Annotated in this window: 19 protein-coding genes; 3 read left to right on the plus strand and 16 right to left on the minus strand. The window is 70.1% G+C overall.

Translation table 11 applies throughout. The features are described from left to right. Positions 1-3: 3 nt before the first annotated feature. The 10 genes from AAD496_RS07205 to aspS all read right to left on the minus strand — a co-directional run bounded on the left by AAD496_RS07205 (position 4) and on the right by aspS (position 12,676). On the minus strand, positions 4-768 hold the full coding sequence (locus tag AAD496_RS07205; protein WP_349827987.1) for a prepilin peptidase: 765 nt from the start codon (positions 766-768) through the stop codon (positions 4-6). Between the two features lie 14 nt (positions 769-782). Further along, on the minus strand, positions 783-1,727 hold the full coding sequence (locus AAD496_RS07210) for a shikimate dehydrogenase family protein (RefSeq protein ID WP_349827988.1): 945 nt from the start codon (positions 1,725-1,727) through the stop codon (positions 783-785). Further along, positions 1,706-3,028, minus strand: coding sequence for an endolytic transglycosylase MltG (gene mltG / locus AAD496_RS07215; RefSeq protein ID WP_433913738.1), 1,323 nt, complete (start codon positions 3,026-3,028; stop codon positions 1,706-1,708). Before mltG ends, AAD496_RS07210 begins: the two co-directional genes overlap by 22 nt. After that, complete coding sequence (ruvX, locus tag AAD496_RS07220; RefSeq protein WP_349827989.1) at positions 3,025-3,519, minus strand: Holliday junction resolvase RuvX; 495 nt, start codon at positions 3,517-3,519, stop codon at positions 3,025-3,027. Before ruvX ends, mltG begins: the two co-directional genes overlap by 4 nt. Continuing rightward, positions 3,516-6,173, minus strand: coding sequence for an alanine--tRNA ligase (gene alaS / locus AAD496_RS07225; protein WP_349827990.1), 2,658 nt, complete (start codon positions 6,171-6,173; stop codon positions 3,516-3,518). Before alaS ends, ruvX begins: the two co-directional genes overlap by 4 nt. Positions 6,174-6,397: 224 nt before the next feature. Continuing rightward, positions 6,398-7,024, minus strand: a complete 627-nt coding sequence (rpsD, locus tag AAD496_RS07230; RefSeq protein ID WP_349827991.1) for a 30S ribosomal protein S4 — start codon at positions 7,022-7,024, stop codon at positions 6,398-6,400. 210 nt (positions 7,025-7,234) lie between these two features. After that, positions 7,235-7,972, minus strand: coding sequence for a response regulator (locus AAD496_RS07235; RefSeq protein ID WP_349827992.1), 738 nt, complete (start codon positions 7,970-7,972; stop codon positions 7,235-7,237). Beyond that, positions 7,969-9,321, minus strand: a complete 1,353-nt coding sequence (locus AAD496_RS07240) for a sensor histidine kinase (RefSeq protein WP_349827993.1) — start codon at positions 9,319-9,321, stop codon at positions 7,969-7,971. The genes AAD496_RS07235 and AAD496_RS07240 overlap by 4 nt, the downstream gene beginning before the upstream one ends. 63 nt (positions 9,322-9,384) lie before the next feature. Beyond that, the gene (locus AAD496_RS07245) at positions 9,385-10,872 is read right to left on the minus strand and encodes a replication-associated recombination protein A (RefSeq protein ID WP_349827994.1); all 1,488 of its coding nucleotides are present in this window, start codon (positions 10,870-10,872) and stop codon (positions 9,385-9,387) included. Positions 10,873-10,879: 7 nt separating this feature from the next. Continuing rightward, on the minus strand, positions 10,880-12,676 hold the full coding sequence (aspS, locus tag AAD496_RS07250) for an aspartate--tRNA ligase (RefSeq protein WP_349827995.1): 1,797 nt from the start codon (positions 12,674-12,676) through the stop codon (positions 10,880-10,882). A 162-nt stretch (positions 12,677-12,838) separates the two neighbouring features. Between aspS and AAD496_RS07255 the strand changes: the two genes are divergently transcribed. Further along, positions 12,839-13,198, plus strand: coding sequence for an ArsR/SmtB family transcription factor (locus tag AAD496_RS07255; RefSeq protein WP_349828033.1), 360 nt, complete (start codon positions 12,839-12,841; stop codon positions 13,196-13,198). A 17-nt stretch (positions 13,199-13,215) separates the two neighbouring features. Here the strand turns inward: AAD496_RS07255 and hisS are convergent, their stop codons facing one another. Together hisS and AAD496_RS07265 are read right to left on the minus strand one after the other, a co-directional pair. Beyond that, a complete protein-coding gene (hisS, locus tag AAD496_RS07260; protein WP_349827996.1) occupies positions 13,216-14,568 on the minus strand; it encodes a histidine--tRNA ligase in 1,353 nt (450 codons plus the stop codon). Positions 14,569-14,667: 99 nt separating this feature from the next. Beyond that, positions 14,668-15,366, minus strand: coding sequence for an MBL fold metallo-hydrolase (locus AAD496_RS07265; protein WP_349827997.1), 699 nt, complete (start codon positions 15,364-15,366; stop codon positions 14,668-14,670). Between the two features lie 127 nt (positions 15,367-15,493). On the opposite strand from AAD496_RS07265, the gene AAD496_RS07270 reads away from it, so the two are divergent. Together AAD496_RS07270 and AAD496_RS07275 are read left to right on the plus strand one after the other, a co-directional pair. Next, positions 15,494-16,927 (plus strand): DUF349 domain-containing protein, encoded by a 1,434-nt coding sequence (locus tag AAD496_RS07270; protein WP_349827998.1) that lies wholly within the window; start codon positions 15,494-15,496, stop codon positions 16,925-16,927. Between the two features lie 138 nt (positions 16,928-17,065). Further along, positions 17,066-17,767, plus strand: coding sequence for a hypothetical protein (locus AAD496_RS07275; protein ID WP_349827999.1), 702 nt, complete (start codon positions 17,066-17,068; stop codon positions 17,765-17,767). Here the strand turns inward: AAD496_RS07275 and AAD496_RS07280 are convergent. The 4 genes from AAD496_RS07280 to yajC form a co-directional block, all read right to left on the minus strand. Continuing rightward, positions 17,746-20,028, minus strand: a complete 2,283-nt coding sequence (locus tag AAD496_RS07280; RefSeq protein WP_349828000.1) for a RelA/SpoT family protein — start codon at positions 20,026-20,028, stop codon at positions 17,746-17,748. The genes AAD496_RS07275 and AAD496_RS07280 overlap by 22 nt on opposite strands. 191 nt (positions 20,029-20,219) lie before the next feature. Beyond that, on the minus strand, positions 20,220-21,242 hold the full coding sequence (secF, locus tag AAD496_RS07285; protein ID WP_349828001.1) for a protein translocase subunit SecF: 1,023 nt from the start codon (positions 21,240-21,242) through the stop codon (positions 20,220-20,222). Continuing rightward, complete coding sequence (gene secD / locus AAD496_RS07290; protein ID WP_349828002.1) at positions 21,242-23,353, minus strand: protein translocase subunit SecD; 2,112 nt, start codon at positions 23,351-23,353, stop codon at positions 21,242-21,244. The genes secF and secD overlap by 1 nt, the downstream gene beginning before the upstream one ends. A gap of 112 nt (positions 23,354-23,465) precedes the next feature. Beyond that, positions 23,466-23,891 (minus strand): preprotein translocase subunit YajC, encoded by a 426-nt coding sequence (yajC, locus tag AAD496_RS07295; RefSeq protein ID WP_349828003.1) that lies wholly within the window; start codon positions 23,889-23,891, stop codon positions 23,466-23,468. Between the last annotated feature and the right edge of the window lie 93 nt (positions 23,892-23,984).

The following is a 23,984-nucleotide window of genomic DNA, read 5'->3' on the forward strand; positions in this document are numbered from 1 at the left end:
CCCTCACCCCGCGAGGACCGGGCCCAGCACCACCGTCACCCACAGACCGATGAACATGTGCGGCCCGAAGGCGATCGCGTCCCTCCGTCCGGCCCCGTGGGTCAGGCGCCGGTACACGACGACGGCCACCGCGGACAGGTGCATGACGAGGAGGGCGACGAGCAGCGCGGTCGAGGACAGTGCGAGAAGTGCACCGCCGAGCGGCGCCGCGAGTTTCACGTCACCGAGACCCATACCGCCACCGGAGAGCACCGCGCCGAGGAACCACAGGAGCGCGAACACGAGCCCGAAGACGGCACAGCCGACGAGAGCCCACCATCCCCGTGGGTGGCCGAGCAGTGCCGCGCCGAGGAACAGCAGGCCGGTGAGCGCCACGAGCGGCAGTGTCACCCGGTCGGGCAGCCGGTGGATCCGGGCGTCGACGTGGAACAGCCAGGGTGTCGCCCCGGCGAGCAGGCCGAGAGCCGCGACGAGCAGCACCTCCGCCGCCGAGGCGCCCTCCCCTCCGACGGACAGCACCGGGGCCGCGAACCGCGCGACGACCCACCCGAGGACGAGGGAGACGGGGAAGCAGACCAGGCGCATGCGGCGCAGCGCCTCGCGGTCGGTCACCCAGCCCGCTCCGGACCGGCGCAGCAGACGCATGCCGGCCTCGTCGGCGACCCAGGCACGCACCGAGACGGCGAGGAGGAGCGAGACCGCCGCCGCGACGAGGACCGGGGTCCCGGCCGTCCACAGGGGGACATCGGCGGCGAGGAACGGGTACACGGGCGGGTCCGGTGTCAGTCCCGGCCGAGGGCGTCGAGGGCCGCCGTCATCGCCCGGGCCAGGCGCGCACGGTCGGCGGGTCCTGCGAGCCCGGGCTCGAGCACGGACACATGGACGAGCACCTGCTCGACGGCCTGGTGCACGAGCATGCGGGTGCCGGGGACGGCCAGGGCGCCTCGGGAGCGGTACTCGGCGAGCAGGTCGACCCGCGCGGGCGCGTAGGCGACGTCGAGGACGACCTGGTCGGCCCGGAGTGTCTCCGGCCAGGCCGGTGCGTACCCGTCGAGGGAACCGGCGGGCAGGGTCGAGACGAGCAGGTCCTCTCCCCCGGGGCGCCAGTCGTCGAGGGTGCCGACGGTGACGGCGAGCCCGAGGCGTTCCGCGAGGTCCGCGACCGCGCGGGCCCGGGCCGGGGTGCGGACGGCCAGGTGGACGGAGGCCACGCCGAGGTCACGGAGCGCGACGACCGCGGAGGCCGCCGTCGCCCCGTTGCCCAGCACGGTCGCCGTCGCGGGCGCCGTGGCCGTCACCACAGGAGACCGCTCGGGCGCACCCGCTTCCTCGATCGCCCGGACGATGCCGGTGACGTCGGTGTTGAGGACCCGCGGGGTGGCGGCGAGGACGAGGGTGTTCCCGGCGCCGGTGAGGTCCGCGGTCGCGTCGATCTCCCAGCCGTGGACACCGGCGAGCTCGATCAGGCGGTGCTTGAGCGGCATCGTGAGCGAGTAACCGGCGCGGACGCCGGGGGTGGCTGTCCCATCCGGCACCAGCAGAGCCTCGAGTCCCGCCTCGTCCACCTCGTGCCGGGCGTAGGTCCAGTCCGGACGACCGAGTTCCCGGTAGGCCGCGGCGTGGAGCACCGGCGAGAGCGAATGGGCGACGGGTGAGCCGAGGACCGCGGCGACGGGAGTCGGGACCGCGTCGCCCGTGCCCGCACTCAGGTCTGCTGCTTGAGCCATTCGCGGTACTCCGTCACGTTGTCCATGTGGTCCTCGTAGGTCCGCGCGAACTTGGTCTCCCCTGTGTCGGGGTTCGTCGCGACGAAGAACAGCCAGTTGCCGTCGGCCGGGTCCTGGGCGGCGTCGACCGCCTCGCGACCGGGTGAGTTCACCGGCCCGACCGGCAGCCCCTCGTACTTGTACGTGTTGTACGGGCTGTCGACGGCGCGTTCCTCCTCGGTCGTCGTGAGATCGTCCCGGGCGCCGGCGTAGTAGGCGACCGTCGCGTCCGACTGGAGCTTCATGCCCTCGTCGATCCGGTTGAGGAACACGCGGGCGACCTTGCGGCGCACCTCGTACTCCCCGGGCGACTCGACCTGGACGAGCGAGGCGAGCGTGAACACCTCGTGGATCTTCCCGGGCGCGAGGCCCAGGTCGTCGATCTCGTCGGCGGTCCGGTCGACCATCCGCTGGACGAGGGACTCCGCCGTGACGTCGGAGCGTAGCTCGTAGGTCGCGGGGTACAGGTACCCCTCGAGGTTCGGGGCACCGGGGACCTCGAGGCCGTAGTCGCCGGGCACCTTGTCGTCGAGAGCGGCGGCCACCTCGGTCTCGGGCAGGCCGGCCTCGATCATCCGGGTGCGGATGTCGGCCATCTTGAGGCCCTCGGGGACCACGAGCGTGTCCGCGGCCACGGGGTCGACGATCGCGTCGACGGCGGCCGCGGCGCTCATGCCCTCGCGGAACGTGTAGTCGCGGGCCTGGAGCACGACCTCACGGTTTTCCATCTCGTCGATGAAGGGACGGGAGGACTTGATGACCCCGCGTTCCACCAGGTCGTTGGCGAGTTCCGTGATCGTGGAGCCCTGGGGCACGTTGACGACCGTCTCGGTGCCCTCCGCGCCGTCACCGGAGTAGTCGTTCGTGCCCATCACCGAGGACACGACGTCCGTGGCCGTCCCGAGTGCGACGACACCACCGGCCCCGACGAGCAGGACGATGAGCCCGACGACGATCGTCGTGCGCCGCCGCCGCTTCATCCGGCGTCGCCGCCGGGCACGCAGTTCGCTCCGGGACTCGATCTGCGCGCCCGGCAGGACCGCCGCGGGGGCCTCGGTCCCGTCATCACCGGCGCTCTCCTCCGCGGCACTCTCCTCGTCGGCGCTCTCCTCCGCCGGGACGGGCGCTTCGGCGGCGGGGAAGACGTGCTCCGGCGCCTCGTCCTCGGGAAGGACGGGGATCGCCTCGGTGGGCACGAGGTCCTGTTCGGCGGTGTCCGCCGCGGGCTCCTCCGGGTGCGGCTCGTGCGGGTCGCGGGTCATGCCGGTTCGCCTCCCGTGGGGGCGGAGAGGTCGTCGAGCAGGCGCCCACCGGGGGTGCCCGTCTGCTTCTCCTGGTCGATGGCGGCCTGGAGGATGACGACGGCGGCAACGGAGTCGACGATCTCCCGCCGCTTCCGGGCGTTCTTGCCGACCGACTGGAGCACGCGGTGCGCCTGGGTCGTCGAGAACCGTTCGTCGTGCAGGCGGACGGGGACGCCGGTGACCTCCGCGATGCGGCGCGTGAAGTCGAGGGCGACGTCCGCCGAGGCGCGCTCCTTCCCGTCGAGCGAGGCCGGGAGACCGGCCACCAGCTCGAGGGGTTCGTACTCGGCCGTGATGCGCGCGATGTCCTTCAGCGCCGCCTCGTCGCCGGAGCGACGGTAGACGGTGTCGAGCGGGGTCGCGAGGATCCCGTCGGGATCGCACTGTGCGATCCCGACGCGGACCGACCCGACGTCGATGCCCAGACGGCGCCCGCGGCGGAAACTCACGCGGCTCCCAGGTCGCGGGCGATGGCGGCGAAGGCTTCCTCGGCGCGGGAGGCGTCGGTGCCGCCGCCCTGGGCGAGGTCCGGCTTGCCGCCGCCCTTGCCACCGAGTTCCGTCGCACCCGCACGCACGAGGTCACCGGCGCGCACACCGGCGTCCTGGGCCGCGGCGTTCGTCGCGACGACGATGCTCGGCTTGCCACCGGCCACGCCGATCGCGGCGACGACGGAGGGGGTGTCGCCCAGCCGGTTGCGGACGTCGAGGACGAAGCTGCGCACGTCGTTCGCGCTCGACACGTCGCCGAGCGCCGTGGTCGACAGGCGGACCTTCCCGACCTCGCGGGCCGCGGCCACCGCGTCACCGGCGGCGGCGAGCACCTTCTCCTGGTTGAGGGCGGCGATCGTCTTCTCCGCCTCCTTGATCTTCGCGAGCAGGCCGGAGACCCGCTCGGTGACGTCGGGGCCCGGCACCTTGAGCATGTCGGACAGCGACTGCACGATCATGCGTTCACGCGCGAGGTCACGGAAGGCGGTGAGGCCGACGGAGGCCTCGATGCGGCGGGTGCCGGAGCCGACGGAGGCCTCGGACAGCACGGAGATCGGACCGATCTCGGTCGTCCGCGCCACGTGGGTACCACCGCAGAGCTCGCGGGACCACTGGCCGTTGATGTCGACGACACGCACGACCGAGGGGTACTTCTCGCCGAACAGTGCCATGGCGCCGGACTTCTTGGCGTCCTCGAAGGGCAGATATTCGCTGGAGACCTCGAAGTTGTCGCGGACGGCGACGTTCGCTGCGTCCTCGATCTCGGTGCGGGCGGCCTCGGTGACGGCCTCCGGGAAGGAGAAGTCGAAGCGCATGTAGCCGGGCTGGTTGAGCGAACCGGCCTGGACGGCGTTCGGCCCCAGGATCTCGCGCAGCGCCGCGTGGATGAGATGCGTGGCCGAGTGTGCCTGGGCCGACTGGAACCGGTGGCCGGTGTCGACCTCGGCGTGGACGTCCGCACCGGCGGAGATCTCGCCCTCGAGGACCTTGACGCGGTGGGCGGCCAGACCCTTGAGCGGGTTCTGCACGTCGAGCACCTCGGCGACGAATCCGTCACCGCGGATGAGGCCGACATCGGCGCGCTGGCCACCGGCCTCGGCGTAGAAGGGGGTGACGTCGAGGACGAGGTCGAGTTCCTGACCCGTCGTCGCCACCTCGGTCATCGCACCCTCGGCGATCAGGCCACGGATGCGGGAGTCGGCCGTGAGGTTGTCGTAGCCGACGAACTCACTCGCGCCGTCCTCCAGGAGCGCCGTGTAAGCGGACAGGTCGGTACCGGTGCCGCCCTTCTTGGCCTTGGCGTCCTCCTTGGCACGCCGGCGCTGCTCGCTCATGAGGGCGGTGAAGCCGGCCTCGTCGACCTCGACGCCCTGCTCAGCGGCCATCTCCAGGGTGATGTCGATGGGGAACCCGTGGGTGTCGTGGAGGGCGAAGGCGATGTCACCGCTGATGGTGCCGCCCGAGCCGACCTGCTCGACGGCGTGGCCGAGCAGCGCGGTGCCGGACTCCAGGGTGCGGAGGAAGGACTTCTCCTCGGCGTAGGCGACCTTCGAGATGCGGTCGAAATCGGTCTCCAGCTCCGGGTAGCTGGCCTTCATCGCCTCGACGGAGACGGGGAAGAGAATGGGCAGCACCGGCTCGGTGACGCCGAGCAGACGCATGGCACGCACGGCACGGCGCAGCAGACGGCGCAGGATGTAGCCGCGGCCCTCGTTGGCCGGGCGCACCCCGTCGCCGATGATGATGAGCGAGGAGCGGATGTGGTCGGCGACCACCCGCATGCGCACGTCGTCCGTCTCGTCCGCCCCGTAGGACTTGCCCGACAGGCGGCAGGCGGCCTCGATGACGGGGTAGACCTCGTCGATCTCGTACATGTTCTCGACACCCTGCTTGAGGAAGGCCACACGCTCCAGGCCCATGCCGGTGTCGATGTTCTTGGCGGGCAGTTCACCCTTGATGTCGAAGTCGACCTTCGAGCGGACCTCACCGAGTTCGAACTCCATGAAGACGAGGTTCCAGATCTCGATGTAGCGGTCCTCGTCGGCCTCCGGGCCGCCCTCGACGCCGTAGTCCGGACCGCGGTCGTAGTAGATCTCCGAGCAGTAACCGCCGGGGCCGGGCTGCCCGGTGTGCCAGAAGTTGTCGGCGTTGCCGCGGGTCTGGATGCGGTCGCGGGTGACGTCGGTGTTCGTGAGCCACAGGTCGATGGTGGCGGCGTCGTCGGCGTGGACGGTGACCCACAGCTTCTGCTTGTCGAAGCCCAGGCCGCCCTCGTCCTCCGGGGTGGTGAGCAGGGCCCACGCGAAGGAGATGGCCTCCTCCTTGAAGTAGTCACCGAAGGAGAAGTTGCCGTTCATCTGGAAGAACGTGCCGTGGCGGGTGGTCTTGCCCACCTCCTCGATGTCCTGCGTGCGCACGCACTTCTGGACGGAGGTGGCGCGCGAGTACGGAGCGGGCTCCCGGCCGGTGAAGTACGGGATGAACTGGACCATCCCGGCGATGTTGAACAGGATCGACGGGTCCGAGCTGATCACGGACGCCGACGGGACCACGGTGTGACCGTTCTTCTCGAAGAAGTCGAGCCAACGCCGTTTGATCTCTGCCGTCTTCATTCCGACCTTTCATGACCCCGTGAGGACGGGGTGGGAAGCGTGTGCGGGAACGCCGGGTCGACCCGGCGCTGTGCGTTCCGAGCAATCATACAAACCCGCCGGGTCCCGAGGAGAACCCGCGGGTCACCTCGGGAGCGGGGAAGCACACGGCCCCCGCCTGTCGGAACAGGCGGGGGCCGTGTGCGTGGCGGTGGATCACCGCCGGGCGCGTCCTTGGGGGAGGATCAGCGTGCGTAGTACTCGGTGACGAGCTGCACGTCGCAGGTCACGGGGACCTCTTCGCGCTTGGGGCGGCGCAGCAGGGTGGCCTGCAGCGACTCGAGGTCGACCTTGAGGTAACCCGGGACGGCCGGCAGGACGTCGCGGTGGGCACCGGCGGCGGACACCTGGAAGGGGTCCATCTGGGCCGACTTGGGGTGCACGTGGATCATCTGACCCTCCTTCACGCGGAAGGACGGGCGGTCGACACGCTGGCCGTCGACCATGATGTGGCGGTGCACGACGAACTGGCGGGCCTGCGCGATGGTGCGGGCGAAGCCGGAGCGCAGCACGAGGGCGTCGAGGCGCATCTCGAGGAGCTCGACCATGTTCTCACCGGTCAGACCGGAGGTGCGCTTGGCCTCCTTGTACACGTTGAGGAGCTGGGCCTCGCGGATGTTGTACTGGGCGCGCAGACGCTGCTTCTCCTTGAGGCGGACCGAGTAGTCCGACTCGTTGCGGCGGCGGGCACGACCGTGGTCGCCCGGGCCGTAGGGACGGCGCTCGAAGTACTTCTCGGCCTTCGGGGTCAGCGGGATGCCGAGTGCGCGGGACTTGCGCACCAGGCGGCGCGAACGTGCGGGTGCAGACATGTGTGTCCGTAACCTTTCGATCAATGTTCTTCGCCACGGTCCGATGACTCGTCGGGGTCCGTGACAGCTGTTTCCCCGGATGGGAAAGAGGGAGGCCGGCGCGAGTCCGCCGGGTCCGACCGCCTCACGGTGGAGGCACAGCGACACACAAGCCTATCAGGGCATGGGCACAACGGGCCACGTGGGTGCACTCGGGCCGTGTGGAATACGTCACCCGAGATCTCGCCCGGCCGTCGAGGCCGCGGTACTCACGAAGCCCGTCTCGAAGGCGCGCACCACCGCGGCCGTGCGGTGGGAGACCTCCAACTTGCGCAGGATCGCGCTCACCTGGGTCTTCACGGTCTCCGGGGAGACGTACAGTGCCTGGGCGATCTGGGCGTTCGCCATCCCTCGGCACATGTGGCGCAGGACCTCCTGCTCGCGCTCGGTGAGGAGCTCCTCGACCTGCCCGTCGGACCGCGCAGGAGGCGCCCCGTGCTCGGCGACAGCCCGCGCCAGCCCGTCCGGGTAGACCACCGCCTCCCCGCGGGCGACGGTGTGGACCGCACGGAGGATCCGCTCCCCCGGCCACCGCTTGAGCAGGAACCCCGAGGCGCCCACCCGCAGCGCGGTGTACACGTGGTCGTCGGAGTCGAAGGTGGTGAGGACGAGCACCTTGGGCGGGTGGACATCGGGCGGGTGCGCGCCACCCACCAGGCGTTCGGTCGCCTCGAGGCCGTCCATCCCGGGCATGCGCACGTCCATGAGGACGACGTCCGGGCGGGTGCGGGCACAGACGGCCAGTGCTTCCGTGCCGTCGGCCGCCTCCCCCACGATCTCCACCTCGGGGTCGGCCCCGAGCACCGCCCGCAGACCCGAGAGGATGAGCGGCTCGTCGTCGACGAGCACCAGCCGGACGGGCCGGGACTCAAGCGGATCGTTGGCCTCCCCGACGTTTCCACCGGTCATGATTCGTTCTTTCGGCCCTGTGACAGGGGAAGGACGCATTCGAGCCGGAACATCCCCTTCTCCTTCGTGACGTCCATCGTCCCACCGAGGAGTTCGCAGCGTTCCCGGATCCCGGTGAGCCCACCATGGGGCTCCACCGATCCGTCCGCGCACGGATTCACCGCCCGGAGGACGACCTTGCCGTCGAGGACATGGGCCGAGACCGACAGTGGGGACCCGGTCCCGTGGCGCAGCGCATTGGTGCAGGCCTCCCGCACGATCGCATAGAGGGCCCGGGACACCTGCGGTGCCGTGCGATGGAGGTCGTCCGGGAGTCCGGTCAGGTTCTCCTCGACGGCGATCGTCGAGGCCGCCGTCCGCCGCAGCAGGTCCGGAATGCCGCGGGAATCGTGCACGGTACGGGTCTCCCCGTCGTGCCCCACGACGCCGACGCTTGCCGGAAGCGTGGCCGCTGCGGCGGAGCCCGGGGCCGGTGTTTTCCTTCCGAACACCTGGCGGCCTCCCGCTTCCGCACCGTCCGTCAGCCCATCGGCAGGAGCCTGACCGGTATCGCCGCCCTCTCGAAGGCTCCGGAGCGAGGAGTCGAGCTCACCCTGTGCCTCGCGGCCCACCTCCTCGATGGCGTCGAGGGCGCGCCGTGCGTCCTCGGCGCGTCCGGCTGCCAGGTGGGCCCGCGCAGCTTCGGCCTGGATCGTCGTCACGGTGAGGGCATGCCCGACGGAATCGTGGATGTCCCGTGCGATCGACTTCTGCGAGCGGAGCAGATCGTTCCGCGCACGCTCGACCGCGAGCTCCTCCTTCACCGTCGGGCCGAGCAGTGCCCGCGCGATCGCCGGGGCGGCCGTGGTGTAGAGGATCACGTACACGACACCGCCGAGGGCGAGGACGAACGACACCATCCGCATCACGGTCGATTCGACGAACTGGGAGATGAGGAAGATCGCGTCCGCGGGACTGTCGAAGAATGCGACGGAACCCGACCCCCATGCCCACCAGGTGATCTCCATGACGAGCGAGAACCCGAAGGAGATGATGCCGCACAGAGCTGCGGCGGCCAGACCGTGGAGCGACGCGTGGGCCGTCGCCCGGACATGGGCGCGCCATCCCGTCTCCGTCGAGAGAGTGACACCGAGCAGTCGATGCACCAACCACCGGTCTATCCGGTGGACGAGCGGGATCGCACAGAACACGACACCGGCGACCACGAGCATCCCGACCATTCCCCCGGTCGAGAACATGAACCACGGCGAAAAACCCAGACGGTTGGAGAACTCGACGATCGGGACGAGCAGAATCACGGCGACGATCACGAGCGGCACCGGTGCGAAGAGATAGGCAAGACGCTTCATACCCCTCATCCTTCCGCCGCGGACGGGCCCCATCATCCCCCGGACGGGGGAATCCCGCGCGCCTCAGTCCTCCTCGGGCTTCGTCGCCTCGGGATGCCGCAGGCCGTACAGGGCCGTGAGCCGCTCCTCCATGCCGCGCTCGTGCCCGTTGTTCGTCGGCAGGTAGTAGCGCGTCCCGACGAGGGTCTCCGGCATGTACTCCTGCGGTGACACGTGGTGCGGGTAGTCGTGCGCGTACTTGTACCCCGCGCCGTGTCCCAGGGCCTTCGCACCGGGATAGTGGGCGTCGCGCAGGTGCATGGGCACCTCGCCGGCCTTCCCCGCCTGTGCATCGGCCATCGCCTGGTCGATCGCCGCGATGATCGCGTTCGACTTGGGCGCACTCGCCAGGTAGACGGTCGCCTCGGCCATCGGGATCCGCCCCTCGGGCATGCCGATCCGCTCGACCGCCGTCTGTGTGGCCACCGCGATCTGCAGCGCCTGCGGATCCGCCATCCCGATGTCCTCCGCCGCGTGCACCACGAGCCTGCGCGTGATGAACCGCGGGTCCTCCCCCGCCACGATCATCCGCGCCAGGTAGTGCAGCGCCGCGTCCGGGTCGGACCCCCGGATCGACTTGATGAACGCCGAGACGACGTCGTAGTGCTGGTCGCCGTTGCGGTCGTAGCGCAGCATCGCCTGGTTGGCGGCGTCCGCCACGTGCGCCGTCGTGATGACGGGCCGCTCCTCGGAGTCCGGTCCCGAGGCGCCCTGGTCGGAATCCTCCTCCGTGGCCTCCGCCTCGGCATCCTCCTCCGCCACTCCCGCCTCGACCTCGGCGGCCCGGGCGCGGGCGATCGCGGCGGCCGCCTCGAGGATCGTGAGCGAGCGGCGACCGTCGCCGGCGGCGACCTGGACGATGTGGGCGTGCGCCTCGGGATCGAGGACGTACTGGTCGGCCAGGCCCCGGTCGGAGGACACGGCACGGTCGAGCAGCTGCCCCACCCCGGCATCGGTGAGCGGCCGGAGCGTGAGGACGAGGGAGCGGGAGACGAGCGGGGCGACGACGGAGAAGGAGGGGTTCTCCGTCGTCGCTGCGATGAGGACGACCAGGCGGTTCTCGACGGCCGGCAGCAGGGCGTCCTGCTGGGCCTTGGAGAACCGGTGGATCTCGTCGAGGAACAGCACCGTGGTCCGCTGGTACATCTCGCGGTCGCGGCGGGCCTGGTCGACGACCGCACGGACGTCCTTGACACCGGCGGTGATCGCCGAGAGCTCGACGAAGCGGCGCCCCTGGGCGTGCGAGATCACGTGCGCGATCGTCGTCTTGCCCACCCCGGGCGGGCCCCACAGGATCACCGAGCTCGCGCCGGCGCGGTCGCCCGCCTCCGCCTCGACGAGCTGGTGGAGGGGCGAGCCGGGGAAGGTGAGGTGGTCCTGCCCGACGATCTCGTCGATGGTGCGCGGCCGCATCCGCACCGCGAGGGGATCGAGGGACGACGGCGCGGGCGCGCCCGGCGACGAGTCGTCGTCACCGAGCGCGCCCGCGGCGGCTCCGAAGAGATCGGTCATCGAATGTTCAGGCCCCGGCGGAGGTGGTCTCGTCCTCGTCCTCGGGCACGAAGTCGACACCGGCCTCGGCGCGCTGCTGCTCCGTGATGGCGCTCGGCGCGTCGGTGAGCGGGTCGTAGCCGCCCCCGGACTTCGGGAAGGCGATGACGTCGCGGATCGAATCGGCCCCGGCCAGCAGCGAGACGACACGGTCCCAGCCGAAGGCGATGCCGCCGTGCGGGGGCGCACCGTACTTGAAGGCCTCGAGGAGGAAGCCGAACTTCTCCTGCGCCTCCTCCTGGCTGATGCCCATCACCCGGAACACGCGTTCTTGCACGTCCCGCCGGTGGATACGGATCGAGCCACCACCGATCTCGTTGCCGTTGCACACGATGTCGTAGGCGTAGGCGAGAGCCTCTCCCGGGTCCTGGTCGAAGGTGTCGAGGAACTCCGGCTTGGGCGAGGTGAAGGCGTGGTGGACCGCGGTCCATGCACCCTCACCGACGGCCACGTCACCGGAGGCGACGGCGTCCTCGGCGGACTCGAACATCGGCGCGTCGACGATCCACACGAAGGACCAGTCCGACTCGTCGTACAGACCCTCGCGGGTGGCGATCTCCTTGCGGGCCGCACCGAGCAGCTCGCGCGAGGTCCGGGGTGCACCGGCGGCGAAGAACACCGCGTCGCCCGGCTGTGCACCGACGGCCGCGGCCAGCCCCGCCTTCTCCTCCTCGGAGATGTTCTTGGCGACGGGACCGGTGAGCTCGCCGTCCTCCTTGATGAGGACGTAGGCAAGGCCCTTGGCACCGCGCTGCTTGGCCCACTCCTGCCACCCGTCGAGGGTTCGCCTCGGCAGGTTGCCGCCACCGGGGTAGACGACCGCGCCGACGTAGTCGGACGTGAAGACGCGGAAGGGGGTGTCGGAGAAGAACTCCGTGAGGTCGACCAGCGGGATGTCGAAGCGCAGGTCCGGCTTGTCCGAACCGTACTTCTCCATCGCCTCCTTGTAGGTCATCCGGCGGATGGGCCGCGGGATCTCCACGTCGATGAGGCCCCACAGCGCCTGCAGGATCTGCTCACCGAGGTCGATGACGTCGTCCTGCTCGACGAAGGACGCCTCGATGTCGAGCTGCGTGAACTCCGGCTGCCGGTCGGCGCGGAAGTCCTCGTCGCGGTAGCAGCGGGCGATCTGGTAGTAGCGCTCGACACCGGCGACCTGGAGCAGCTGCTTGAACAGCTGCGGGGACTGCGGGAGTGCGTACCAGTTGCCCGGCCGCAGACGTGCCGGCACGAGGAAGTCGCGGGCGCCCTCGGGCGTCGAGCGCGTCATCGTGGGCGTCTCGATCTCGGTGAACCGGTGGTCCTCGAGCACACGCCGGGCCGCCCGGTTGGCCTCGGACCGCAGCCGGATGGCCGCCGAGGGGCCGGACCGACGCAGGTCGAGGTAGCGGTACTTCAGGCGCGTCTCCTCGCCGACCTGACCGGAGTCCTCGGCGTGGTCGGAGACCTGGAACGGCAGCGGTGCGGCCTCGGAGAGGACCTCGACCACGGTGTCGGTGATCTCGACCTCACCGGTGGGCAGATCCGGGTTGGCATTGCCCTCGGGGCGGACGGAGACGGTACCGGTCACCGTGACCACCGTCTCGTTCTTCAGCTTGTCCGCGTCCTCGTCCCGCACGACCACCTGGACGATGCCGGATGCGTCACGCAGGTCGATGAACGCCACGCCACCGTGGTCGCGGCGGCGGTCCACCCACCCGCTCAGGGTGACCGTGGACTGCGCGTCCGTGGCGCGGAGCGTGCCCGCCTCGTGGGTTCGTAGCACTGAGATGTCTCCTTAGGATGAGGATGTGGAAGCCTTGCTTCGACTGATACCTGCATGATGATAGTGCCCCACACGGGGCCGAGGAGGAGCCGCGTGGACGCCACAGCCGGATCGAGTCACCGCCGGACCGCCGCCGAGGCGCCCGCGGAGGACCCCACCCACGTGACGATCCCCACGACCGCACAGGTCGACGTGGCCGCCGAGACCTTCCGGATGCTCTCCTCGTCCACCCGCCTGCTCATCGTCTGGCTGCTCGCCCACGACGAGTACGACGTCTCCGGCCTCGCCGAGGCCTCGGGCGCCAGCCTCCAGACGGTGAGCCAGCACCTGGCGAAACTCAAGCTCGCCTCGCTCGTCTCCAGCCGCCGCGAGGGCCGGCGCATCTTCTACGTCGTCGACGACCCCCACGTCGTCACGATGGTCGGCGAGATCTTCGACCACATCGCCCCCGACGGATCACTCGCCCCCGACCCCGCACCCCGCAGCCTCCCCGGCTCCCGGGTCAACACCCCCGAGCGCTGAGGCGCCTCGTCAGCGGGTCAGTTCCCGGTGTACCGGCGGACGGTCGGGCGGATGTCCGCGGTGGGCGGCGTCCAGGTGGCGGGATCCGCCTCGACCTGCTCGCCGGACCGGATGTCCTTGACGGAGTGCCCGCCCTCGGCGTCGGTGAACCACACGAAGGGGATGCCACGCTTGTCGGCGAACTTGATCTGCTTGCCGAACTTGGCCGCGCTCGGCGAGACGTCGGTGGGGATGTCCCGGGAGCGCAGGGTGGTGGCCAGGCCGGCGGCCGCCTCGCGCTGCGTCTCGTCGGTGACGGCGACGAGGACGGCGGTGGGGACCTTGCGGGAGGCCTCGAGCATGCGGTCCTTGCCGACCAGGCGGGACATGAGCCGGGAGACGCCCAGGGACATGCCGACGCCGGGGAAGGTGCGCTTGCCGTCGGTGGCCAGGGAGTCGTAGCGACCGCCGGAGGCGACCGAACCCAGGTCCTCGTGGCCGACGAGCTGGGTCTCGTAGACGCAGCCGGTGTAGTAGTCGAGGCCGCGGGCGATCTTGAGCTGCGCGAGGACGACGCCGGGCTTGAGGCGCGCCGCGGCGTCGAGGAGGGCGACAAGGGAGTCGAGGCCCTCGTCGAGGAGCGCGTGCTCGACGCCGAGGGCGCGGACGGCGGCCGCGACCTCTGCGCTGTCGGAGCTCTCGATACCGGCGAGTGCCAGAAGCTTCTCCTGCTGGGAGGCGTCGGCGCCGGCCTCGGTGGCGAGCAGTTCACCGACCTTCTCGGGGCCGATCTTGTCGAGCTTGTCGAGTGCCCGGAGGACGGCGGTGACGTCCTCGAGCCCGAGTCCGCGGGTGAAGCCCTCCAACAGCTTGCGGTTGTTCACGAGGATCCGCACGGGCGGGACGCCGAGGTCGGCGAGCGACTCGAAGATCTGGGCGAGGACGAGGGGCACCTCGACCTCGAAGTGGTCGGGCAGGGTGCCGTCGCCGACGATGTCCCAGTCGGCCTGCACGAACTCGCGGTACCGGCCGCCCTGGGGACGTTCCCCGCGCCACACCGGCTGGATCTGGAACCGCTTGAAGGGGAAGTCCAGGTGCCCGGAGTTCTCGACGACGTACCGGGCGAAGGGGACGGTGAGGTCGAAGTGGAGGCCCAGGGGGTTCTTCACCGTCTCGTTCGGGTCCTGGTGGAGGCGGGTGACCGCGAACACCTCCTTGTCGATCTCACCGTCCTTCGCGAGCGCCGACAACGGCTCGACCGCACGGGTGTGCAGCGAGGCGAATCCGTTGAGCTCGAAGGTGTGCCGGATCCGGTCGATCACGTGTTCCTCGACGATGCGATCGGCCGGCAGCCGCTCGGGGAATCCCGACAGGCGGGCGACGGTGCTCATGGGGCTTCTGGCCTCCTGGTTGGTGGTGAGTGCCGGGTCGGACGGCCACGGCGGTAGGTCATTCTACGAGGGTGGGGACCCGCGCCCGACAGGAGCCCGTCAGGCCCCCGCGAGGTACGGGTTGTGCGCCACCTCGTGGCTGAGCAGCGAGGCCGGTCCGTGCCCGGGCAGCACCGGCGAGTCCGGCAGCTCCGTGATCCATGCGAGTGTGCGGTCCATGGCCGCCGGGTCACCGCCGGCCAGGTCCGTCCGGCCGATGGCACCGGCGAACAGGACGTCGCCGGTGAAGAGGACCTCCGGCAGTTCCGGCGTGGATCCCAACTGCTCCCCGGCGTCGGTCACCCGCCACAGGGTCGAGCCCTCGGTGTGGCCCGGCGCGGTCCGGGCGCCGATCCGCAAGCCCGCGATCTCCAGCTCCGCGTGATCGGCGGTGGGCTCGTGGGCCGGTTCGGTCCACCCGGTCGCCAGGTCCCCGAGTTGGGCGGCCAGTTGCGGCGAGGTGAGGGCCACCGGGTCGGCCAGTCGATAGGCGTCGTCGGCACCGATGTACACCGGCACGTCCCAGCGGGCCAGGAAGCCCGGCAGCCCGAGGACGTGGTCGAGGTGCCCGTGTGTGAGGAGGATCGCCCGCGGTTCCCAGCCCAGGTCCGCGAGGGTCCGTTCGAGGGCCGGTGCCGCGTCGTGACCGGCGTCGACGAGGACGCAGGGACGCGGTCCCTGGTGGTCGGCGGGGACCTCCGGGGCGACGGCATAGCAGTTGACGTCGAGGAACGCTGCACGCGCGGCGGTGATCTGCATGGTCCCGACCCTACCGGGACGTCTATGCTGGGTGGCGCTATGACCACTGTCGAGTGATCGGAGGGGGACGAGGCGGCACCCGCCAGGCCTTCCCGGTTCGACCGACGCGATGACGAGGTGTCACCCCATGTCCGACGAGTCCACCACCGGTACCCCCAAGCCGGGTCCGGTCCCCAAGCCCTCCGCACTCCCCCGTCCGCCGGCCCCCGGCCCGCGCCCGGGTGCACCCGCTCCCTCCGGCGCCGCCCCCGCGCCCGCACCGACCCAGGCCTCGGTGCCGGCCGTCCCCGCCCGTGACCGCAGCGCGGAGATCACGGCCGCTGTCGCCTTCGGGCGGGTCGCCGAGGACGCCACGGTCTATGTGAAGGTCGGGGAGGACGAGCGCGCCGTCGGTCAGTACCCGGACGCCTCCGAGGCGGACGCCCTGGAGTACTACGCCCGCAAGTACCTGGACCTCGTCGACGCGGCGGACCTCCTCGAGGAGCGCCTGACCGTCGGCTCGAACGGCGAGGCGGTCCGGCAGTCGGCGCAGAAGGAACGCGAGGCGCTGGCCGAGGCGCACGTGGTCGGTGACCTGAACTCCCTGGCCGAGCGGCTGTCCGACATCGAGGCGCGCGCCAAGGAACTGTCCATCGCGCAGCAGAAGGAGCTCCAGGCCGCCCGGGAGGCGGGTCTGCAGGCCCGGACCGCGGTCGTCGAGGAGGCCGAGGCGATCGTCGCCACGGATCCCGCCCGGATCCAGTGGAAGACCTCCGGGGCCCGCATGGCCGAACTGTTCGACCGGTGGAAGCACCTGCAGTCGACGACCCCGCGCCTGCCGCGGGCCACCGACCAGGAACTGTGGGGCCGGTTCTCCAAGGCCCGGAACACCTTCGACCGTCACCGCCGGGAGTTCTTCGCCGGTCTCGACAAGCGCAACGCCGAGGGCAAGCGGATCAAGGAGAAGCTCGTCGCGGAGGCCGAGGCGCTGTCCGGCTCCACCGAGTGGCGCGACACCGCCGCGAAGTACCGCGACCTCATGGACCGGTGGAAGGCCGCGCCGCGCGCCGGTCGCAAGGACGACGACGCCCTGTGGGCACGTTTCCGCGCCGCCCAGGACGTCTTCTTCCATGCCCGGCAGAAGGAGAACGAGGTCATCGACGCGGAGTACGCGAAGAACCTCGTCGTCAAGGAGGAACTGCTGGCGAAGGCCCAGGCCCTCCTGCCGATCTCCGATCCCGACGCCGCCAAGGAGGCCCTGCGGGTCATCCAGGACGCCTGGGAGGAGGCCGGCAAGGTCCCGCGCGGAGACGTGGGCCGGATGGAGGGCGGTCTGCGCGCCGTCGAGAAGGCGCTCGCCGAGGCCGAGGAGGCCAAGTGGAAGCGCACCGATCCGGAGAAGCAGGCCCGGGCCACCGGCATGCTCGCCCAGCTCCAGGACTCCCTGGCCGAGCTCGAGGAGCAGGTCGCCGCGGCCAAGGCCTCCGGTGACGCGAAGAAACTCGCGAAGGCGGAGCAGGAACTGGAGACGAAGCGGACCTGGATGGAGACCCTGTCCCGGACCGCCGAGGACCTGAGCTGACCCGCACTTGAACTAAGCCTTCCGAATCTCGGAAGGAATCCGACGGCCCTGTGGATGCACGTGCATCCACAGGGCCGTCGTCCACAGTCGGAGAATTCCCCCTGGTGCATGGGCCCCGGGTGTCCGAGGATCGTCGACATGACCGATCTGCTGTGGCGGGACTCCCCGCTCGACGAGACCGAACTCACCGCACTCACCCTCGACGGACTGCTCCACCGACTCACGGCGGACTGCTGGGTGGCGGTCGGCACCCGTGTCGATCCGCTCGTGCGCGCCCGGGCACTCGGCGCCCCACCGCTCACGGGTCTCGCGGCCTCCCATGCGACCGCACACTGGGTGTGGTGGGGTCGCGGCCTGGCGCCCGCCCGCGCGGAGTACTCGACCCTCCGCCGGCGGCGGATCCGCACGAGCCCACCGGGCACCGTCGTCCACGAGCGCAATGTCGCCGTCGAGGACGTCGTCGACCACGGGCGCCTGCCGGTGACCACTCCCGCCCGGACCGTCCACGACCTGCTGCTCGAGATCGTCGACACCCACCGGGGCCGGGGTCGGGTGGACGACCGACCCCTGCAGAATCGACCCCTGCAGTGGCGGGAGCGGGCCGATCTCCCGGCCGAGGCGGTGGCGGCGGCCCGTCGGATGATCGAACCCGTCCCCCGGGCCGACCGCCGCGCGGCCTGGGCCCGCCTGGCGGCCCTGTACCGGAAACCCGACCTCGTCGCGGTCCGGACGCTCCTGGCCGCCGTCCTCGGACCGGAGGACCGGATCCTGCCGTCGGCAGGACCCGGTCGGGCCGTGCGCACTCCCCGGACGGTCGGTCAGGAACCCGTGATGCGGTAGACGTCGAACACGCCGTCGACCTTCCGCACGGCCGAGAGCACGCTGCCCAACTGCTTGGCATCGGACATCTCGAAGACGAAGCGGGACTGCGCCACGCGGGCCTTCGAGGTCGCCACCGAGGCCGACAGGATGTTCACGTGGTTCTCCGAGAGCACCTGGGTGACGTCGAGGAGAAGACCCGGACGGTCGAGGGCCTCGACCTGGATCTGCACGAGGTAGACACCCTGGGCGTGGTCCGCCCATTCGACCTCCACCAGGCGCTCGGGGTCCTGCCGCAGGCTCCCGATGTTCGTGCAGTCCGAACGGTGCACGGACACGCCCGACCCACGGGTGACGAATCCGACGATCTCGTCGCCGGGCACCGGGGTGCAGCACCGGGCGAGCTTCACGAGGATCCCGTCCGCGCCGCGGACCCGGACCCCGTTCGAGGACGAGTGGTGACCGCGGGACTTGCCCGTCGGATTGGTCGGCGGTGCGGACGGCGTCTGCTCGTCGTCCTCCGCTCCCCCGACCTCCTTGGCGAGCAGGTCGACGACGTGCGCGGCGGACATGGTGCCGTTGCCGATCGCCGCGTACAGCGCCGAGACGTCGGTCAGGCGTTGTTCGTTCGCGACGACGAGGAGGGCGGCCTGACTCATGAGGCGGTCCGCGGAGAGGTGGTGACGGCGCATGGCCCGGGCCAGTTGCTCCCGGCCGGAGTCGATCGCCTCCTCCCGGCGTTCCTTCGAGAACCACTGCCGGATCTTGTTCCGGGCCCGGGGACTCTTGACGAAGGCCAACCAGTCCCGGCTGGGACCGGCGTGCTCGTCCTTCGAGGTGAACACCTCGACGACGTCCCCGTTGTCGAGCGTCGTGTCGAGGGCGACCAGGCGTCCGTTGACCCGGGCCCCCATCATCGCGTGCCCGACCTCCGTGTGCACCGCATAGGCGAAGTCGACGGGGGTCGACCCGGCCGGCAGGGGGATGATGTCGCCCTTCGGGGTGAAGGCGTAGACCTCCTTGGAGTTCACCTCGAAGCGCAGGTTGTCGAGGAACTCGTCCGGGTCCTCCGTCTCCCGCTGCCAGTCGAGCAGTTGCCGCAGCCAGGCGACCTGGTCGACCTCCCCGGAGTCCTGGACCTTGGCCATCTTGCCGCCGACGGCGTTGATGGAGGCGGGGTTCACCGCGCCCTTGTCCTTGTACTTCCAGTGGGCGGCCACACCGAACTCCGCACGCCGGTGCATCTCCTGCGTGCGGATCTGGATCTCGACGGGCTTGCCGTAGGGACCGATCACCGTCGTGTGGAGGCTCTGGTACATGTTGTACTTGGGCATCGCGATGTAGTCCTTGAACCGGCCTGCCACCGGGGACCACCGGGCGTGCACGAGGCCGAGGACGGCATAGCACTCCCGCACGGTCTCGACGAGGATCCGGACCCCGACGAGATCGTAGATGTCGGCGAACTCGTGCCCCCGCACGATCATCTTCTGGTAGATCGAGTAGTAGTGCTTGGGGCGACCGCTCACCGAAGCCTCGATCGCCGAGGACCGCAGTTCGTCGCCCAGTTCCTTCGAGATGATCGAGAGGTACTTCTCCCGCTCGGGGGTCCGCTCCCCCACGAGTCGCACGATCTCCTCGTACACCTTCGGGTGGAGCACCTGGAAGGACAGGTCCTCCAGTTCCCACTTGATGGTGTTCATCCCGAGCCGGTGGGCCAGGGGCGCGAAGATCTCCAGCGTCTCCTTGGCCTTCTTCTCCGAGGAGGTGGCCGGCACGTACTTCCAGGTGCGGGCGTTGTGCAGGCGGTCGGCGAGCTTGATGACGAGGACCCGGATGTCGCGCGACATCGCGACGATCATCTTCCGCACGGTCTCGGACTTCGCCGCGTCCCCGTAGTGGATCTTGTCGAGCTTCGTCACCCCGTCGACCATGAGGGCGATCTCGTCGCCGAACTCCTCCCGCAACTGCGTGAGCGAGTACTCGGTGTCCTCGACGGTGTCGTGCAGGAGGGCGGCGGCGAGCGTCGTCGTCGTCATGCCGATCTCGGCGAGGATCGTCGCGACGGCCACGGGGTGGGTGATGTAGGGGTCACCGCTCTTGCGCATCTGACCGCGGTGCGCGGTCTCCGCCACCCGGTAGGCGCGGACGATGAGGTCGACGTCCGACTTCGGGTGGTAGTGCTCCACCGACTGGAGCATCGGGGCCAGCGCCTTCGGGTACTGCTGGGTCTGCTGGCTCCGGGGGGTCCACCAGGCCAGACGGGAGAATCCCTTGTTCGCCATGTGCGGCTCCTCCTTCGTCCCGGGTGGTGGGCCCGGTGCTCGGTGCGGTGTACGTGATCCTTTTCGGGGAGGACCCCGGACGTCCATCCTATGCACCGGTGCCCGGTGTGCCGACCTGCGGCTCACCGGGCACCGGGGGATCCTGCGGGTGACGCAGGGCTCCGTGGACGTCCGTCAGGAGTGATCGACCCTCAGGCGACACTTCCTTCGAAGAGTTTGGGCGGGGTGTCCTCCAGCCCGTGCTCCTCACGGTACTCCGTCACCTTCTTCTCGTGGTCCTTGATCCGCTCCTCCGTGGAGCGCAGCACCGCGTAGAGCGGGCTGGCGACGAACAGGGTGGCGGCCGCTGCGACGATCGTGCCGATGAACAGCGACAGGGCGATGTCCGTGAGGGTACCCGCGCCGAGGATGCCGACACCGATGAACAGGATGGCCGCGATGGGCAGCACCGAGATCACCGAGGTGTTGATCGAGCGGACGGTCGACTGGTTGACGCCGAGGTTGACGAGTTCCGCGAACCGCATGTTCTGCCGGTTGTCGTACCCCGTCGTCGTCTCCCGGATCTTGTCGAACACCACCACCGTGTCGTAGAGCGCGAAGCTCAGGACCGTGAGGAAGCCGATCATCGCCTCGGGGGTGATCTCGAACCCGAACGTGGAGTACAGCCCGACCGTGACGACCATGACGAACAGGAGCCCGACGATCGCCGCGAGCGACATCTTCCAGGTCCGGAAGTACAACGCCATGATGATCATCGCCAGGGCCACGAAGATGACGAGCGCGCGCATCATCTTCTCCGTGACGTCCTGCCCCCAGGTCGGACCGATGAAGGTCGAGGTGACGTCCGCCGCCTCGACCGCGTAGGACTCGACGAGGGACTCACGCACCTGCTGCATCTGGTCGTCCGTGAGCTGGGCGGTCTCGATCTTCACGGAGGTCGAGGAGGTCGGGACCACCTCGGTGCTCGTGTCGGGCACGACCGCGGTGACCGCCTCGGTGGCGATCGTCTCGTCGGTGTCGACGACGTTCGAGACCTGGAACTCGGAGCCGCCGGTGAAGGCGATGCCGAGGTTGAACCCACGGACCAGCGGCACGAGGGCCGAGAGCACCACGAGGACCGCGGCGATCGTGAGCCACAGCTTGGCCTTCGGCACGTACGGGACGGACGACTCACCGCTGTGCAGTCGGTTGCCCCACGCGAAGAACCTCTTCATCACGCCTCACCGTCCTTCTTCGTGTCGGTCTCGGATGTCCGCTCGGCGGCGGCCTCCTCGGCTGCCAGGGCCTTCCGCTGGGCCAGGGAGAGCCCGCCGGACGTCGCGGCGCCGGCGGCCGCGCGGTTGTTCCGCGCCTCGGTCTCCCGCTTCTTCCGCGCCTTCTCGCGGCGCTTGGCCTCCTTGCCGGAGTCCCGCTTCTCGGCCGCCGCGCGTTCGGCGGCCTTCTCGACGTCGAGTCCCATCGCACCGCGGTAGGCCTCCGCCTTCACGCCGAGCAGGCGCGGGTCCATGCCGGACCAGGGGTGCCCCTCACCGAAGAACCGGGTGCGGGCGAGCACCTGGAGCATCGGGTGGGTGAAGAGGACGACGAGGAGGATGTCGATGATCACCGTGAGACCGAGCGTGAAGGCGAAGCCCCGCACGCTGCCGACGGCGAGCACGTACAGGATCACCGCGGCGAGCATGTTGACGGTCTTCGAGGCGTAGATGGTCCGCTTGGCACGGTCCCAGCCGACCTCGACGGCCGACAGGAGCTTGCGCCCGGCGCGCAACTCGTCGCGCACGCGCTCGAAGTAGACGATGAACGAGTCCGCCGTCATGCCGATACCGACGATGATGCCCGCCACACCGGCCAGCGACAGCCGGTATCCGTACCGCCACCCGACGAAGAGGAGCAACAGGTACGTGAGGATGCCGGCGACGACGAGGCTGGAGACCGTGAGGAGTCCGAGCATCCGGTACTGGAAGAGCGAGTACACGACGACCGCGAGGAGACCGATGAGACCGGCGATCATGCCGTAGGTGAGGTACTCGGAGCCGAGCGTCGGCGAGATCTGCTGTTCGCTCTGCACCTCGAAGCTGATCGGCAGGGCACCGTTCTTCAGCTGGTTGGCGAGCGTCTCCGCCCCCTGCACCGTGAAGTTGCCGGTGATCTGCGCGCGGCCGTCGAGGACCGGGGTCTGCGAGGCCGGGGCCGAGAGCACCAGACCGTCGAGGACGATCGCGAACTGGTCGTAGGGCTGCTGCTGACCGGTGATCGCCGAGGTGATCTGCCCGAACACGTCGGTGCCGTAGTCGTCGAACTCGATGGTGACGGCCGGGTTGGTCGTCTGGGCGCCGGTCGCGGTCGACTCGTAGCCCCATTCGGCGTTCGACACGTGCGAGCCGTCGAGCTCGACGGGGCCGAGGATCATCTTCGCGGAACCGTCGGCGGCACAGGCGACGACCGGCTTCTCCGGGTCCCCGCGTTCTCCGCCGGTGCGGTTGGCCGGATCCGTGCAGTCGAGCTCCTGGAAGTCGGCCATGACGTCCTCGTCGAACATCCACGAGGTGTCGGCGGCCGGGTCGAAGCGGGGGAAGGTCTCCTCGGTGACGTCGGGCGCCTCGGCAGCGGGGGTCCCGGCCGTGTTGCCCGCGGGGCCGGGGACGGTGCCGACGGTGGCCGGCTCCGAGGAGGCAGGAGCGGACTCCGCCTGGTCGGCGGTGCCCGCGGACGGTGCGGCCTCGGTCGGTTCGGCCACGTCGCCACCGGCGGTGGCGGCGTCACTCGGCTCGGCACCCTCGGCGGGTTCCTCCTCGCCCTCGGCAGGGGTCTCCTCGCCACCGGTGTTGCCGAGCACCTCGTCGAGGCGGGCCTGCTCCTCCTCGGAGAGGCTCGGGGCGTCGGTCGCCGTGGCCGTGGAGTTCGCCTCCTCCATCTGGGCGGCGGAGCGCGGGTCGGTCACGAGGGCCACCCGGCGGAAGGACAACTGCGCCGAGGAGCGCACGAGTTCACGCGTCTCCTCGTCGGGGTTGCCCGGCAGGTTGACGACGATGTTGCGGTCGCCCTGGGTCGTGATCTCGGCTTCCGAGACACCCGTGGCGTCGACGCGCTGGCGGATGATCGCCACCGCCTGGTCGAGCTGCTCCTGGGTGACCTCGGTGCTCTCGTCGACCTCGGCGGCGAGGATGATCGAGGTGCCGCCCTCGAGGTCGAGGGCGAGTTTCGGGGCGAGCTGGGCGTTCGACCAGATGGCTCCCCCACCGATGAGCGCCACGAGCGCGGCGGTGAGGATGCCCAGCCACATGAACCTCAGGCCGGGCCTGGGTGCGTTGACGGGTGCTGACACGCGGTCTACTTTCTCGAAGTCCGTTCTCGGGTCCCGGTGCGGGCGAACGGGTCGGGGAGGACGGGCGGGACGACGAACGGGGACCACGGATGCCGTGGTCCCCGGGGACGTCTCAGCGCTCGGAGTCGTCCGAGCCGTTCTCCTTGCGCTTGGCCTCGTTGATCGCGTCGAGTTCCTCGTCGGTGATCCGCGGCTTCGTCTCGTCGTCGACGGTCACGCCCGGCACGTCACCCTCGGCGACGTCCGTGGGGGTGGACTCCGGGGCGGCCGTGGCCGACTCCGGGGCGTCCACCCGGCCGATGGCCTGCCTGTGGACGATGATCGTCGTGCCCGGGCCGGACTCGATCGTGACCTTCTGCTCGTCGTGGTCGACCGCGACGACGGTGCCGAAGAGCCCGAAGGACGTCATGACGGAGGCTCCGGGGACCAGTTCGTTGTTGATCTTCTCGGCCTGCGCCTTGCGCTTCCGGTTCGAGTTGAACATGAAGAAGATGAGCAGGCCGCCGAGCGCGACGAGCATGAGGAGGGAGAGGTCCACGAGGGGCCTTTCTGTGTCGGGACGTGGGAATCAGTCCCCCAGTCTAGACGCCGTGGGAACCCCGGACACACAGACTGTGCCGGATGCCGCCCG

This window comes from Brevibacterium litoralis (assembly GCF_040212315.1).
GTDB classification, from domain to species: Bacteria; Actinomycetota; Actinomycetes; order Actinomycetales; family Brevibacteriaceae; genus Brevibacterium; species Brevibacterium litoralis.